Here is a 13,913-nt window from a genome sequence, read left to right as displayed (position 1 = left end):
TATGAGCATTGCGCTGTTTGATACACATACCCATTTTGATGTACCTGATTTTGACTCAGATCGGGAGCAATTGGCGTATGCGGCCAAGGCAGCAGGCGTAGAACATTTGGTACTGATTGGCTTTGTACAATCACGTTTTCAAGATTTAATCTCTACACAACAGTTTTTAAACCAACTTGAGCATGTGCCACAAAGTCATCTTGCACCAGGCTTGCATCCTTTTTATATCGAACAACATCAAGACCAACATTTACAAGATTTAGAACATTTTTTGCAACAACAGCATTGTGTCGCGGTGGGTGAAATTGGCTTAGACACTTTTTTGGTTGAACATAAACAGCCTGAAGCGTTTCAAAAGCAGCAAGATTTTTTTGCCGCGCAATTGGAAATCGCACGCCATCGACAAAAACCTGTACTGCTACATATTCGTAAGGCCCATGCCGAAACCTTAAAAACACTCAAACAGCAACAATTTCAGTTTGGTGGCATTGCACATGCTTTTAGCGGTGGGGTGGAAGAAGCCAAAGCACTGATCAAATTGGGTTTTAAAATTGGTGTGACAGGGCAGATTACCAATCCCAATGCAAAAAAACTGCGCCGTGTTGTGCAGGAAATTGGTGCTGAACATTTGGTTTTGGAAACCGACTGTCCCGATATGACGCCTTTATGTTGTCAGACAGATACTCAATCACGAACCCGAAATACCCCTGCGAACCTGATTTATGTGCTTGAAGGTTTGGCGGATTGTTTAGATATTGCACCGCAGACTTTAGCCGCACAGCTTTGGCAGAATAGTGTTCAAGTATTAGACCTGCCTAAACTTTAGATGAAACAACACGAAGTCTGCGAAACGCAGTAAAATGCCCACACTTTGAAATTAAATTTGATTGCAGCATGACAGATCTTCTTCAAGATGATGAATATGAACGCCGTTTTGCAGGTGTGGCCAAAATTTATGGCGACAGTGCTTTTCAGCATTATGCCCAAAGTCATGTCATGGTGATAGGAATTGGCGGTGTCGGCTCTTGGGCGGTTGAGGCGTTGGCACGTACGGGTATCGGCGAGCTGACATTGGTGGATATGGATGTGGTCGCAGCATCTAACATTAACCGTCAATTGCCTGCCATGAGCTCAACCTTGGGGCATGAAAAAATTAATGTCATGGCAGAGCGTTGTCGCGCCATTAATCCACGTATCAAAATTAATTTGGTCGATGATTACCTCAGTCCAGATAACGTCAAAGCGTTATTGGCGACTGCACCTGATTTGATTTTAGATTGCATTGATGACGTAAAAGCTAAACTAGCGTTGATGCTGCATTGTCGTTTTAACAAGATTCCACTGATTGTTTCGGGTGGTGCAGGTGGCAAACTTGATCCGTTGAAAATTCGAGTGGCAGATTTATCTAAAACCGAACAAGACCCAATGTTGGCCAAATTGCGCGCCCAATTACGCAGCAAAGGTATTTGTAAAAAGCCAAAAGAAAAGTTTGGGATTACCTGTGTGTATTCCATCGACAATCCATTTTCTAGTGCCGATGTATGCCCAAGCGCAGGCTTGCGCTGTGGCGGCTATGGTTCGGCGGTGGTGGTCACGTCCAGTTTTGCGATGGTAGCTGTGGCAGAAGTGTTGAAAAAGTTAGATGCCTTACAGGCTAAAAATACATAAATCAAAGCCATGCGAGGCATGGCTTATAAAAAAGTTCTTTGATTTTGCACATCGCCAATGACTTTATTCAGTAGGTCGTTGTAGCTGCTGCTCTTTTAAATAGTCTTCCGTACGCAGCATTGCTGCTTGAATATTGACCAATGCTTGCTCTACATCTGCAAATGTTTTGGCATTGCCGCCACTTAGTGCCTGACGCCATTTACGTGCACCTGGCAGGTTTTGGAATAAACCTAAAATATGGCGGGTAATGACAGAAAGTGGTGCACCTTGTTGTAGACGTTGTTCAATATACGGCAACATGCGCTGCATAATTTCAAAACGGTCAGGTAATTCTAGCCCCCATAATTGCCCAAGCTCTGCCAGTAAATAAGGGTTGTGATAGGCTTCACGACCAATCATCACCCCATCGACATGCTTGAGGTGTTGTTGGGTTTCGGCAAACGTTTTAATTCCACCATTAATTTCAATCAACAATTCAGGGCGGTCATGTTTTAAACGATACACATCCTCATAACGCAGAGGCGGAACTTCGCGGTTTTCTTTAGGGGATAAACCTTGTAATAAGGCAATTCGGGCATGCACGATAAAGTTATTGCAACCTGTTTGAGCCACAGTATCCACAAAATGCAGCATCTCTGCATAAGAGTGCATGTCGTCAATCCCGATCCGATGTTTTACGGTCACAGGAATATCAACCGCTTGACGCATGGCGGCAATACACTCTGCCACCAAGTCTGGTTCTGCCATTAAACATGCGCCAATTTTATTGTTTTGTACTCGATCACTTGGGCAGCCAACGTTCAGGTTGATTTCATCATAACCCCAGTCTTGTGCCATTTTACTGCAGGTCGCAAGGTCTTTCGGATTTGAACCGCCCAACTGCAAGACAATAGGATGTTCTTCTTTGCTGTAATCTAAATGGCGCTTGGCATCACCAAATAAAATTGCGCCAGTGGTTACCATTTCAGTATACAGAATGATATTGGGGTTAAATAAACGTGCAAAAAAACGGTAATCGCGGGTAGTCCAATCCATCATCGGGGCAACACTGATTCTCGGAGATTGAGTGTTTTCAATGTTTTTGTTAATAGTCATTAAAAATCATACCTTTAATCTATATTCTGCAACCTGCGAGAATCTGTTTGAACCTGTGTTTAGGTGGGTGAATCCGTTTGCATTTACACCAAATTTTACACCATAATAGGAAAAATAGCTTTTGGTGTAAATTATGGGGTCAATTACAGCAAGGAAAGGTGCAGATGGTAAAGTTAACTATCGTGCTGCGATTCGAATCACTCGAAAGGGCTTTCCTGCTTTTTCTGAAAGTAAAACATTTCACTCAAAGAAATTAGCTGAAAACTGGATTAAGAAACGAGAAGTCGAAATTCAAGAAAATCCTGATATTTTGCTTGGCAAAGAAAAGTTGATTGATCTGACCTTATCAGATGCCATAGATAAATATTTGGATGAAGTCGGGAGCGAGTACGGAAGGACGAAACGCTATTCTCTGCTCTTAATTAAGAAGCTACCAATTGCGCGCAATATTATCACAAAAATAAAATCAGTACATTTGGCCGAACATGTGGCTTTAAGGAAGGGTGGAATTCCGTACCTCGATCTTGAACCTATTGCGACTAGTACACTGCAACATGAGCTTTTACATATCAGAGGTGTTCTTTCTCATGCTGCTGTTATGTGGGAAATGGATATTGATTTAAATAGCTTTGATAAGGCTACTGCTCAGTTAAGAAAAACACGTCAAATATCCTCCAGTCAAAAAAGAGACCGACTGCCTTCAAGAGATGAATTGATTGCATTGACGAAGTATTTTGCAGAACGATGGAAGCTAAATCGTTATGGCTCTAAATACCCAATGCATTTGATTATGTGGTTTGCAATTTTCTCATGCAGACGTGAAGCTGAATTAACACGATTGTATCTTCAAGATTATGACCTACATCATTCAACGTGGAAAGTGCATGATCTAAAGAATCCGAATGGTTCTAAAGGCAATCACAAATCATTTGATGTACTTGATCCTTGTAAGGAACTGATCAAAAGATTAAAGCATTCAGAAGTTCGAGAACGGATGTTAAAACTTGGACATGATGAAAATTTACTATTACCGTTAAACCCTAAAAGTTTAGGCAAAGAGTTTAGAGAAGCTTGTAAAATGTTGGGGATTGAAGATTTACGATTTCATGACTTGAGGCATGAAGGCTGTACTCGATTAGCTGAACAGAGCATGACTATTCCCGAAATTCAGAAAGTAAGTTTGCATGATTCTTGGAGTAGTTTACAGCGATATGTATCAGTGAAGGCAAGAAGAGATGTTATACAATTTGAAGAGGTGCTACGCCTCATCGATGAAACGTAGCATAGTCTTTAGAAGCTTCTGAATACTTTTTGTCTAAAATATCTGCTAAATCTTTTACGTGTACTAGAAATGGTGCACGTTTACTCTGATCTATTTTAAATACAGAGAAAGGGAATTCTTGATTATTCGCCTTTCTCAATGCTTCGGCTTTACTAAGATGAGGATAATAGTCAGAAACTATAGTCATTAGTTCTACTGTCATAGAGCGATATTTCATAAATAAGTAATCGGATGTGGAAATTTTTAAAGATATATTCATGATTAAAATTTAACAGTTATCTTGATGAATTTAGTTTAGTATCCTGAAAATAGTAAAAGTAGATTGGTGCTAGCTTTTAAAAATATAGTAGTATTATGCTATGTAATTATCTGTATTTTAATACATTATGATTGATAAAAAATTATCAAGCTTAGAGCAGCTTGAGCAGGATATATGGTTAAACTTTTGTTACTACTATCAGTGTGAATTGGATAATGAATTAATAGAAACGGAGAATCAATCATATATTGATCAAAAAGAAAAAATCATAAAAAGAATGCAGCAGAATGATTTTCCATTGAGTGAGCAGTCAGCTTTTCATTTAGAAATGATGGGGGATGTGGTTTCAATCCCTTTCAAGCCATTCCAGATTGCACAGCTTTTAATGCAGATAAATACATTAAGACTTGAGGTGAATAACTTGCCTGCCAAAATTTTCCAAAGGCAATATTCAGATATTTTAATTGCTTATGTGCAAATGCTTGGTGGGGTGGAGTTTATTCAGAACCGTACACTTGCCAAAAGTGCAAAGGCAATTATTGCAGTCAAAGCTCGTTACGACAAGCATTTGTATCCAAGACGGGAAATTTTATATCGCACTTTAAGAGAGCAGGTGGCGCGTCGTGGCAAATGGGATAATTTGAATCAAGCAGTTAATTTTGTGCTTAATGATCTAGTCAAAGCTTTTGAGGCTTACGATATTGAATGGCTTCAGTCTGAACTTGTGCTTAAGCAAAAAACGCTCAGTGAATTAGAGCAGGAGAGTAAGCGGTTGTATGCTAAAGCTCAGTCAGATGGCGTGCGAAGAAAGCCAGCATCAATTACGAAAAAAATAGAAAAATTACAGCTAGAACTTAACAATTTTAATCAGATACTGAAAGCAAAATATCCTTCTAAAGAGATGGAAAAGTTTGGGTATAAGATGCCTTACAGTGGTGGATACATTGCTGAAACCATCATTCATGAGCTCCGAACTCAGCCTACTATCTTGTCGGAAATAATACTTTGATCAATTCTAAGTATTTTTTTTGAATGGATTAAATAGATCTTCACGTAAATGTGAATGTTCAGTATTAGTTTTTATGGAGGGGATTTCTGTATCAGGATTTTCTTCAGGCAGGTTCTCAGAGACAGAACTTTTATGTGATGTTGGATGCTCTTTTGCATAACCTGAAAATCTAGGAAGTATTTTAGTATTTTCATGAAAGTCTTGGCTGGTATTTATATTAAGTGGGATTATGTCATCAGAGGCTGGTTTTAAAGATGCTTTGATGTTGAGTATTTTATCTTCAAGTCTAGATTTTAGCTCAGTAATGATTTCAGCTTGTGCTGCTTCTTTTTCAATTTTATCAAAAGACTCGTAGATGCTATCAATATCTTCTTTAGAGGAAATGTATTGATCAAGCATTTTCAGTTTTAGTGTAATAGCCACACATTGGTTGAATAAATACTCTTGAATTTGGTTGTCATAAGCTTGCTGCATTTTTAAGGTATTTTCTGACCGCTTTGTAAGTAATGCTTCATTACTTTTTGCCACTTTAAGTAGTTCTTGTAAATCTTCAACCTGCAATTTTAGTTTAAATTTGTCTTCATCAAAATTTTTAATCATATGCTCAAGTGTTGTAGAGGCATTTCCGTGTTCCAACTTTCTTTTGATGTTCTCTAACTTTAATTTGGTGTTCTTACTTATTCTTGCTTGCAAATGCCCCTTTGATTTGTGATTTTTCCAGTATTTAAACTCTCTGAATTTTTTTCGAATGATTTCATATAACCGTTTTGAAATGGTCATTACTTCCTTTGTGCTTAGTACAGCTACTTCAGCATATGGACCTAAATTATTGTGCCGAGTCACTGAAACATAAAATTCATTGGGATAATTTTTAAGCCACTCATTCTTATTTTGTAGTATGAATTCTTCTTTAAGCTCTCGATCATTTTGAATCCAGATATTAAGGTGCTCGTAGGGTCTTGCCATATTCTTGTCTGTAGGTAATTATTGACTTGATTGATATTAACTTAACATTAAATTAATGTTAAATAAAATTTTAAGTTAATATTAAAGCTAATATTAATAGTAGTGTCTTACGCTTGAGTGCTGACTTTTACTGGCTAGAGCCGTGGGCAAAATTAGGGGAAATAGAATGAATTCATCTGAATCTAAGATTGCATTTTTTTTGCTGATTCATGACTATTCACCGATTGCTTTAAGTCCTCAAGCAAGGTGGCTATTACTTAAACTCATAGCTGAACTGAAATTGGGAGAAGCTGTTCCATCCATAAAAAAAATGGCAACGACCTTTCATATCAATGAAAAAAAAATTAAGGAATGTATTACTGAGTTGGAAGCCCACAGAATTTTAATCCAAGGAAAAGATGGGCTAACTTCTGAAAAAAAGAGTTATATCGATTACAGCCTATTCTTAGCTTGTATGAATGCAAAAAAAATTAATCCACTGAAATTAGAACAGTGGTTTCGTCAAACAGCAAGAGCAGATAATTTCCCTCTTATAGGGCTTTTTCAAAATCTTGTTGAAAACAGACTAGATGATTTTTATATGCACCATTTTCAACATACGTCATCTAGATTGTCGGGGATCTTGGATTTTAAGTCCGCTTTAGTGCTTATGGTATTGGTTAGAAATAGTAATCAATATGGGATTACCAATAAGTGTGGAATACACGAATTAAAGCACAAAACAGGTATGTCTAAAGATGCAATTTTTAGATGCATCAAGATATTAGAGATTCAGGGAGTGATCAGAGTAAGAGTTGATGGTGTGCTATCCAGTAAAATTTTAAGAGTATCTAATCCATTTTATATGCTGAATTTATCTCATGAAATCTGGCAGGAAGAAGCAACCTATGGACGGTATTTTATAATTCAATATCCAGAACCACACTCCTTTGAGGTGCAGCAGGTTGCAAGTTTATTGCAATTTTTAGAGAGCAAAAAAGCTACATTAACAAATATTTTAACGATTAACGATGCTTATCAGGTTTTTGTAAACCTTTTCACAAGGATGCCAGACTTGATCGCTGCTACAAAGGGATTGACGATTGAGATGGTTAAGGAGGATTCTTCAATACCTGAACATGAACGGTTTGAATATCGATTTATAATACATCTGTTGTCACTTTTTCTTGAGATGCCAAATGCTCATGATAGCAGTCAATGGCTTAGAGATTTAATTGAGTTTTTCCCACAAAAAAATTCAAAGACACATTTGAATGGGGTAGTTTCTTTACTTGGATATCTTCAGTGCCATTTAGAACAATGGTGTGCCCAGATTTACAATAATCTGTCTAGAGCTCAGGCATTATCTAGATGTGGAGATTACGTAGATTTACATGATTTGAAAAAAATGTCAGGTAGCTTACAATTGAATGCTTTGTTGAAATTTGCTGAAGATAATTCATTTGAAACGTCTGATCGTATTGCTCGGAGTAGCAGTACTCTTTTATCAATGTTAGGTCTGATGATGACCTTGATCGCGAAGAATCAGCTTTATCCATTTTTAACGCATTTAGGCTTTAAAGAACAATTCAGTCAATTTTGTATTGTTCCTCGTCATGCGAAGCAAACACAATATATTTGTATTTTTATGCCATTTCCAAGTCAAGCCTCGAATCAATTTACCAAAATTACTTTAGATGAAAACCTTGCATTTGTATCTGAGCAAGAAATTTTGCAAGATGAAAGGCGTAATCATTTTTCTAGTGAATCCATTCAACCGAGCCTCAAAGAACTACAGGATTTTGGCTTACTGCCTAAGAGTTGTGTTGCTGTTGATCGCTTTAATATTTCTAAAAATAAAATTAAGGTTATGGCGTAACTTTAGCCTAAGCAAAATCCGATAGATTGGCGATTAGCGTTATGTAGATGAACGAACTTATCGAAACTACAGTGTAGAGTGCTTAGCAGGTAATATATATTATTATCTATAAGTAATATATATTAATAATATAAACAATATCTTATCTAGTTAAGTAAATACAATGAGTCATCTAACTCAGTATAGCCCATACCTAAATGGGCTATAGACAACGTATAAATTACAATGAGCTAAAACAATCTGAATTATCTCTATAGTATGTTCCAAAGTCTATGAGCATATTCAGCTAAGCAGGATGACCACAACATCCTGCTTTAGAATCAAGATCAGTAAAAAAATATATTCCTCACTTACATATGAACCTTATGTTTCAGTGAGAACCTAAATGTCCCAGAATAATCCATTAGTCAATGAATCCTCTATTCTTATTTCAATCGAAGATTTTTTAATCAGTACCTGTCATGAGCAATTCATTGATGATCATGATGAGTTCAAACGAGAATTATTAGAAGCGGTAGTACTGTTTAAGCAGATTTATAGATTTGATCTTAGCTATTCCAAAATCATACAGGTTTTTAAAAGGGTGATTAACCTTGTGGATTACATCATGGAAAGACTAGATTTTCATATTTATGCAGACATTCTACGGTTTGAACTAAATCATATATTTTATATACAAGGCATGATTCAGCATGAAATGAAAAGTGCTGTTCAAGATATTCATAAATTTAAATATCAAGAACGAAAAAATCAAATTGAATTAGAAGGTTACTTGAACAAAATACTCAATCATTATTCTAGGTTGCTTTTTGTACGAGTAGATGTAGGAATAATTAAAGAGCATCAAGAGAATTGGGGTGTTAAAGACTTTCATGGGGCTTTGGAAGTACTACGAAATAGAATGTCGAACAAAGATGCCCACTTTCGTGGTTTACAAGGGTGTGTTTGGGCATTCGAGCAAGGTGCAAAGAAGGGCTATCACTGCCATTTATTACTTATTTATGATGGCAATATGCGTGACGGCGATGAATGGTTAGGAGAGGAAGTAGGGAAGTACTGGCAACAATACATTACCAATAACCAAGGGTGCTATTTCAACTGTAACCGAAAAGAGAATAAAGAAAAGTTTGAGGTCAATGGTTTACTTGGGATAGGAATGATTCATAGAAATCAACCACAACAACTGGAGAATGCATTTCGAGCAGGTATGTATTTGGTGAATCCTAACAAAGTAGATCAACGTTTACGCGCTAAGACATCTCCTAACATGAGGACATTTGGGATCAGTCATTATGATGTGGATAGGCGTAGAAATATTATACAATGAGTTATTATCCTAAGAATTTTGATGATTATCAATTGCCAGAATTAGTTGGAATTAAAACAACTGAATGATGTGTTGAAAGCGTCAAGAGATGGCATAAATATAAATTAAATTCGATATTTAGCTGAATACTAAGGGTGGAAGGAGGGATGTTGCTACATCCCTTCACTACTATGTTGATGGAAGTTATTCTTTTGGAGGTAGAACTTTTCCACCTTTACTTGCAGGTGCAATCATAGATTTTACCCATTCCTGGGATAAAAACTTAGGTTTTTCTGAGGTTGAATGTAATGATACAAATTGATCTGGCTGAGTAATAGTATCAGTTGTGACCTTTGTTTGCTTTGGGGGCTTTAACGGTTTTGTGTAAGACATTGCTTGAATCGCATGTTGCTCGTTCACAATACCTCTGGCGACTTTATCTAATTTTCCTGTACGTGTTGCATGTCGGATTTGATGCTCTGTATAGCCATGCTTTGCACAAAAATCTGCAATTCGAATGTGTGTCATAATTTTAGAGCCATTTTGTATTTTTTTTATCGTACTGATTTTATATAACAAATCAATCATTAAATTGAATCATATTCCAAATTATTTCAGATACATAACATCCTAATGAGAATCATGAAGCTCTTTAGAGTACACATGAAAAATGAATATTAAGCCTGCCATCGTGCAGGCTTTTTTATGCCCAAAATTTAGGAGTCAAGTCATGAGCTTGAATTGTCCCTTTTGTCATTCAACCGACATCATGATTGTTGAAGCGAATGTGCAACAAGCAAATTCAACATTATCAAATCTTGCATCACCCGCAGCTTTAGGGGCCTTAGGCACAACCGTTGCGAAGTCTTTGAATTTGCCTCCCATCGTTGGAGGAATTGCAGGAACTGTACTCGGTGGTTTATTTAATTCTTTTACAGAACAAAGCACACCTCTGCAGCAAAGTTTGTGCTTCTGCCATAACTGCTACCAAAAGTTCCCCATTCAATATCTGAATTAAGAACAGATCCAATTTTTCAATATGATTTTAAAAAGGAATAAAACTATGGCACATCAACTTGAACAAATGGCTTATGTCGGTGAAACCCCTTGGCATGGACTAGGGAATCAACTGAGTCAAAATCAACCCATTGAAATCTGGGCACAACAGGCAGGTATGGACTGGCGGATTGAGTCTTCCAATGTGAGTTATATGGCACAGAATGAACGAGGACAAAGCATCATCATGCCGTATGAAGACCAGCGTGTACTGTACCGTTCTGATACTCATGCACCTTTGTCAGTAGTCAGTCAACGTTTTCAGGAAGTCCAACCTCGTGAGATCTTAGAGTTCTATCGTGATCTAACTGAACAATCAGGCTTTGAATTGGAAACCGCAGGCGTGCTTAAAGGTGGCAAGAAATTCTGGGCGTTAGCACGTACAGGTCAATCTACTGCACTTAAAGGCAAGGATGTCAGTAATGGCTACATTCTGTTGGCAACCGCTTGTGATGGCACCTTGGCAACTACGGCACAATTCACTTCCATTCGTGTTGTCTGCAACAACACCTTGGCGATTGCCTTACGTGGTCAGAACAGTAATGCAAGTGTAGTGAAAGTTCCGCATAGCACCAAGTTTGATGCAGATAAGGTCAAACAACAATTGGGCATTTCAGTACGTGCATGGGATGAACACATGTACGAAATGAAGCAGCTCAGTCAGCGTAGAGTCACCCAAGGAGAAGCAGCAGCTTTCTTTGATGCGGTGTTCAATAACACCAGCATGAGTGTGGCAGATCAGGAGGACAACATCATTCAGTTCTACCGTGATGTTGCGACTCAGGCGGCACATGCAAATACCAAGGAAAAAGCTGAACCTAATGCCAAGGCGATGACAAAAGCAATGGACATGTTTAATGGTCAGGGACGTGGTGCAGATTTGAGTTCGGCTAAAGGAACAGCCTATGGATTACTGTGTTCAATTACAGAATTTATTGATCATAAACGACGTGCCATGAGTACAGATCATCGACTCGATTCAGCTTGGTTTGGTGCAGGAGCAGCGATCAAACAACGTGGACTCGAACAGGCTTTGCGTATGGTTTCATAGCGTAGAAATTTGAGTTTCTTGCAATGGAAAGTTAGACCTATCTATATATATTTTAAATATAAAATTACATTTCAAAAAAATTAAACCACATCTTCGGGTGTGGTTTTTTTATGCCCTTTATTTGCCACCATCCATATAAAATGAGGAAGCAAGCTATGAATACAGCCATATTAAACCCATCCATTCAACAAGCCAGCAAACCCTTTAATGCCCCAAAACTATTTACAGCGAAACGCTTGGTCAATACCAAAAACATGACTCAATCTGAATGGCTTGAAGTCAGACGACAAGGTATTGGCAGTAGTGATTGTGCAGCAGCCTGTGGACTGAATCCCTATATGTCGATGTTGGAACTTTGGATGATCAAGACAGGACGAGTCAAACAATCGATTGAGGATGAAAGTTCAGGTGTCGCTCCACTCTATTGGGGCAAACAGCTTGAACCTTTGGTCGCTGAATACTACAGCATGCATACCAACAACAAAGTCCGTCGTATTAATGCCGTACTACAACATCCTGATGAGGATAAGCATTTTATGCTTGCCAATCTGGATTACTCAGTTGTGGGTAGTGATGAAGTTCAAATTCTGGAATGCAAAACAGCAGGAGAGTACGGCGCAAAACTTTGGCGAGAGGGTGTGCCTTTATATGTCTTGTGTCAGGTACAACATCAATTGGCAGTGACAGGCAAACGAGCAGCACATGTTTGTGTGCTGATTTGTGGTCATGAAACCAAAATCTTCAAAGTGACGCGCTCCGAATCCGTGATCAAACATATCATCAATGCGGAACGTTACTTCTGGGATTGTGTGGAAAAAGATATGCCACCTGATGCAGATGCCAGTGAGTCCGCAGCCAAAGCCATACAGCAGCTCTATCCACAACATATTCCGTTGACTGTTGAAGACTTGAGTCATAACGAACAAGCCAATCAATTGTTTGCTCAACTGATTCAAGAAAAGCATCACATTGAGCAGCATCAAAATAACTTTGATGAAACTAAGCATCAAATCCAGATGTTGATGAAGGATGCTGAACGAGCAACCTTTGCCACTGGTTCAGTGACGTGGAAGAAATCCAAAGACTCAATCGGTTTAGACAGCAAAGCCTTACTCAAACTTCACCCAGAAATGCTTGAGCAGTTTCCGCAAAACAAAGCAGGGACACGACGTTTTCAGATCTATACCGATGACTGAATCCATCACATCAATATTTCCAGTCTTCAAAAAAGCGCAAAAAACCACCCCCGACCTACCGACTCCCGAAGGAGCGGTAGGTCAACAATGGCGGTCTTTGCATTTCATCTGATCTTTAAACGGTTTTGTATTTGCTTACATAACAAAGGGTCAATAGTAAAATTTTATTTAGAGGAAAATTATCATGATTAAAGGTCTAGCGATCACACCACCGATCCTTGGACGTATCAGTATTGGTAAAGTCGTTGAAAAGAACGGTAAGCGACTGCCTGAAAAGGATGACCAATTCACCATTACCAGCCAAATCCAAAGCAAAGAGAGTGGTTGGATAAAACATCCACTGGATGATCAGCTTCGAGCGAATATTCTCAATCAAAAGTTACGCTCAATCCCGGTCAGAATGATCTTCAATGATCCTGACTTAAACCTACGTGCAGAATACAGCCTGTTTGACCGACAGACTGGAAGACCTATCTGTGTCGGTAATGGAGAAACCTGCCAGCGTTTAACCAATCAAGGGGTCGAGCAACATCCCTGCCCATCCCCTGATTTATGTCCATTGGCTCAAGGTGGCAACTGCAAACCTTATGGACGTTTACATGTGAACTTAGATGAATCGGATGAGTTTGGCACCTTCATCTTTAGAACTACAGGCTTTAATAGTATTCGGACTTTGGCTGCACGGCTGAGTTATTACCATGCAGCATCAAATGGCTTGTTGTCATGTCTACCCTTGCAGTTGATATTGCGGGGCAAGAGTACGACACAAAGTTATCGTCAGCCTGTGTATTACGTGGATCTGACTTTAAGAGAAGGGATTAGCTTGAATGAGGCGATTATTCAGGCGAAGCAAATTGATGAGCAGAGTAAGCAGGCGGGGTTTTATCAGGAGGCTTTAGACTTTACCGCAAGGAAGGGTTTTGCCAATGCACGGTTTGAAACGGATATAGAGGAAGGGTTAGATGTGCTGGAGGAATACTACCCTGAACAAGAACAAAACCGTTCGGTGGAGCAACAAGCTTCGCCTGAAGGGTTTGTGCAGGATATTCAGCAAGGGTTGCAGCGATCAGTCAGACCCGTCAATTAATCGATTGGTTGGAAAAGAGCAACTTTCTAGGTTGCTCTTTTTTTTACGACATTATAAGACGTAGCAGTTGTTAAAGGACT

Annotated in this window: 14 protein-coding genes; 10 read left to right on the top strand and 4 right to left on the bottom strand. The window is 38.6% G+C overall.

The features are described 5' to 3' along the window. The first annotated feature begins 1 nt into the window (after position 1). Positions 2-826, top strand: coding sequence for a TatD family hydrolase (locus tag VF675_RS05375; RefSeq protein ID WP_440204897.1), 825 nt, complete (start codon positions 2-4; stop codon positions 824-826). A gap of 68 nt (positions 827-894) precedes the next feature. After that, a complete protein-coding gene (locus VF675_RS05370; protein ID WP_004974901.1) occupies positions 895-1,668 on the top strand; it encodes a tRNA threonylcarbamoyladenosine dehydratase in 774 nt (257 codons plus the stop codon). Positions 1,669-1,731: 63 nt separating this feature from the next. Here VF675_RS05370 and dusA read toward each other — a convergent pair whose 3' ends face one another. Continuing rightward, positions 1,732-2,763 carry a tRNA dihydrouridine(20/20a) synthase DusA gene (gene dusA / locus VF675_RS05365; protein WP_440204896.1) on the bottom strand — a complete coding sequence of 344 codons (1,032 nt, stop codon included), beginning with the start codon at positions 2,761-2,763 and terminating at the stop codon, positions 1,732-1,734. Between the two features lie 133 nt (positions 2,764-2,896). Between dusA and VF675_RS05360 the strand changes: the two genes are divergently transcribed. Further along, positions 2,897-4,045, top strand: a complete 1,149-nt coding sequence (locus tag VF675_RS05360; RefSeq protein WP_141991653.1) for a site-specific integrase — start codon at positions 2,897-2,899, stop codon at positions 4,043-4,045. On the opposite strand, the gene VF675_RS05355 is transcribed toward VF675_RS05360, so the two are convergent. Beyond that, a complete protein-coding gene (locus VF675_RS05355; RefSeq protein ID WP_086195890.1) occupies positions 4,029-4,304 on the bottom strand; it encodes a pyocin activator PrtN family protein in 276 nt (91 codons plus the stop codon). The genes VF675_RS05360 and VF675_RS05355 overlap by 17 nt on opposite strands. 127 nt (positions 4,305-4,431) lie before the next feature. Here VF675_RS05355 and VF675_RS05350 point away from each other — a divergent pair, with 127 nt between their 5' ends. Then, positions 4,432-5,313: a hypothetical protein gene (locus tag VF675_RS05350; RefSeq protein ID WP_411690727.1), complete on the top strand. Its 882-nt coding sequence runs from the start codon at positions 4,432-4,434 to the stop codon at positions 5,311-5,313. Between the two features lie 6 nt (positions 5,314-5,319). Here the strand turns inward: VF675_RS05350 and VF675_RS05345 are convergent, their stop codons facing one another. Further along, positions 5,320-6,279: an amino acid ABC transporter substrate-binding protein gene (locus tag VF675_RS05345; protein WP_141991889.1), complete on the bottom strand. Its 960-nt coding sequence runs from the start codon at positions 6,277-6,279 to the stop codon at positions 5,320-5,322. A 166-nt stretch (positions 6,280-6,445) separates the two neighbouring features. Here VF675_RS05345 and VF675_RS05340 point away from each other — a divergent pair, with 166 nt between their 5' ends. Continuing rightward, positions 6,446-8,137 carry a hypothetical protein gene (locus VF675_RS05340; RefSeq protein ID WP_440204895.1) on the top strand — a complete coding sequence of 564 codons (1,692 nt, stop codon included), beginning with the start codon at positions 6,446-6,448 and terminating at the stop codon, positions 8,135-8,137. Between the two features lie 385 nt (positions 8,138-8,522). Continuing rightward, positions 8,523-9,464 carry a YagK/YfjJ domain-containing protein gene (locus VF675_RS05335; RefSeq protein WP_440204894.1) on the top strand — a complete coding sequence of 314 codons (942 nt, stop codon included), beginning with the start codon at positions 8,523-8,525 and terminating at the stop codon, positions 9,462-9,464. 183 nt (positions 9,465-9,647) lie between these two features. Here the strand turns inward: VF675_RS05335 and VF675_RS05330 are convergent, their stop codons facing one another. Next, positions 9,648-10,031 carry a hypothetical protein gene (locus VF675_RS05330; protein WP_440204893.1) on the bottom strand — a complete coding sequence of 128 codons (384 nt, stop codon included), beginning with the start codon at positions 10,029-10,031 and terminating at the stop codon, positions 9,648-9,650. Between the two features lie 142 nt (positions 10,032-10,173). Between VF675_RS05330 and VF675_RS05325 the strand changes: the two genes are divergently transcribed. The 4 genes from VF675_RS05325 to VF675_RS05310 all read left to right on the top strand — a co-directional run bounded on the left by VF675_RS05325 (position 10,174) and on the right by VF675_RS05310 (position 13,833). Then, complete coding sequence (locus tag VF675_RS05325) at positions 10,174-10,461, top strand: hypothetical protein (protein WP_440204892.1); 288 nt, start codon at positions 10,174-10,176, stop codon at positions 10,459-10,461. A gap of 45 nt (positions 10,462-10,506) precedes the next feature. After that, entirely contained in the window at positions 10,507-11,550 is a 1,044-nt protein-coding gene (locus tag VF675_RS05320; RefSeq protein WP_440204891.1) for a DUF932 domain-containing protein, read from the top strand. A 155-nt stretch (positions 11,551-11,705) separates the two neighbouring features. Beyond that, entirely contained in the window at positions 11,706-12,746 is a 1,041-nt protein-coding gene (locus tag VF675_RS05315; RefSeq protein ID WP_440204890.1) for a YqaJ viral recombinase family protein, read from the top strand. A gap of 184 nt (positions 12,747-12,930) precedes the next feature. After that, complete coding sequence (locus VF675_RS05310; RefSeq protein WP_440204889.1) at positions 12,931-13,833, top strand: recombination directionality factor; 903 nt, start codon at positions 12,931-12,933, stop codon at positions 13,831-13,833. The last annotated feature ends 80 nt before the right edge of the window (positions 13,834-13,913 follow it).

The sequence above is a fragment of the Acinetobacter sp. Lyrl_1 genome (assembly GCF_051948795.1).
Classification (GTDB): domain Bacteria; phylum Pseudomonadota; class Gammaproteobacteria; order Pseudomonadales; family Moraxellaceae; genus Acinetobacter; species Acinetobacter towneri.
This window is presented reverse-complemented; position numbering and strand designations above follow the sequence as displayed.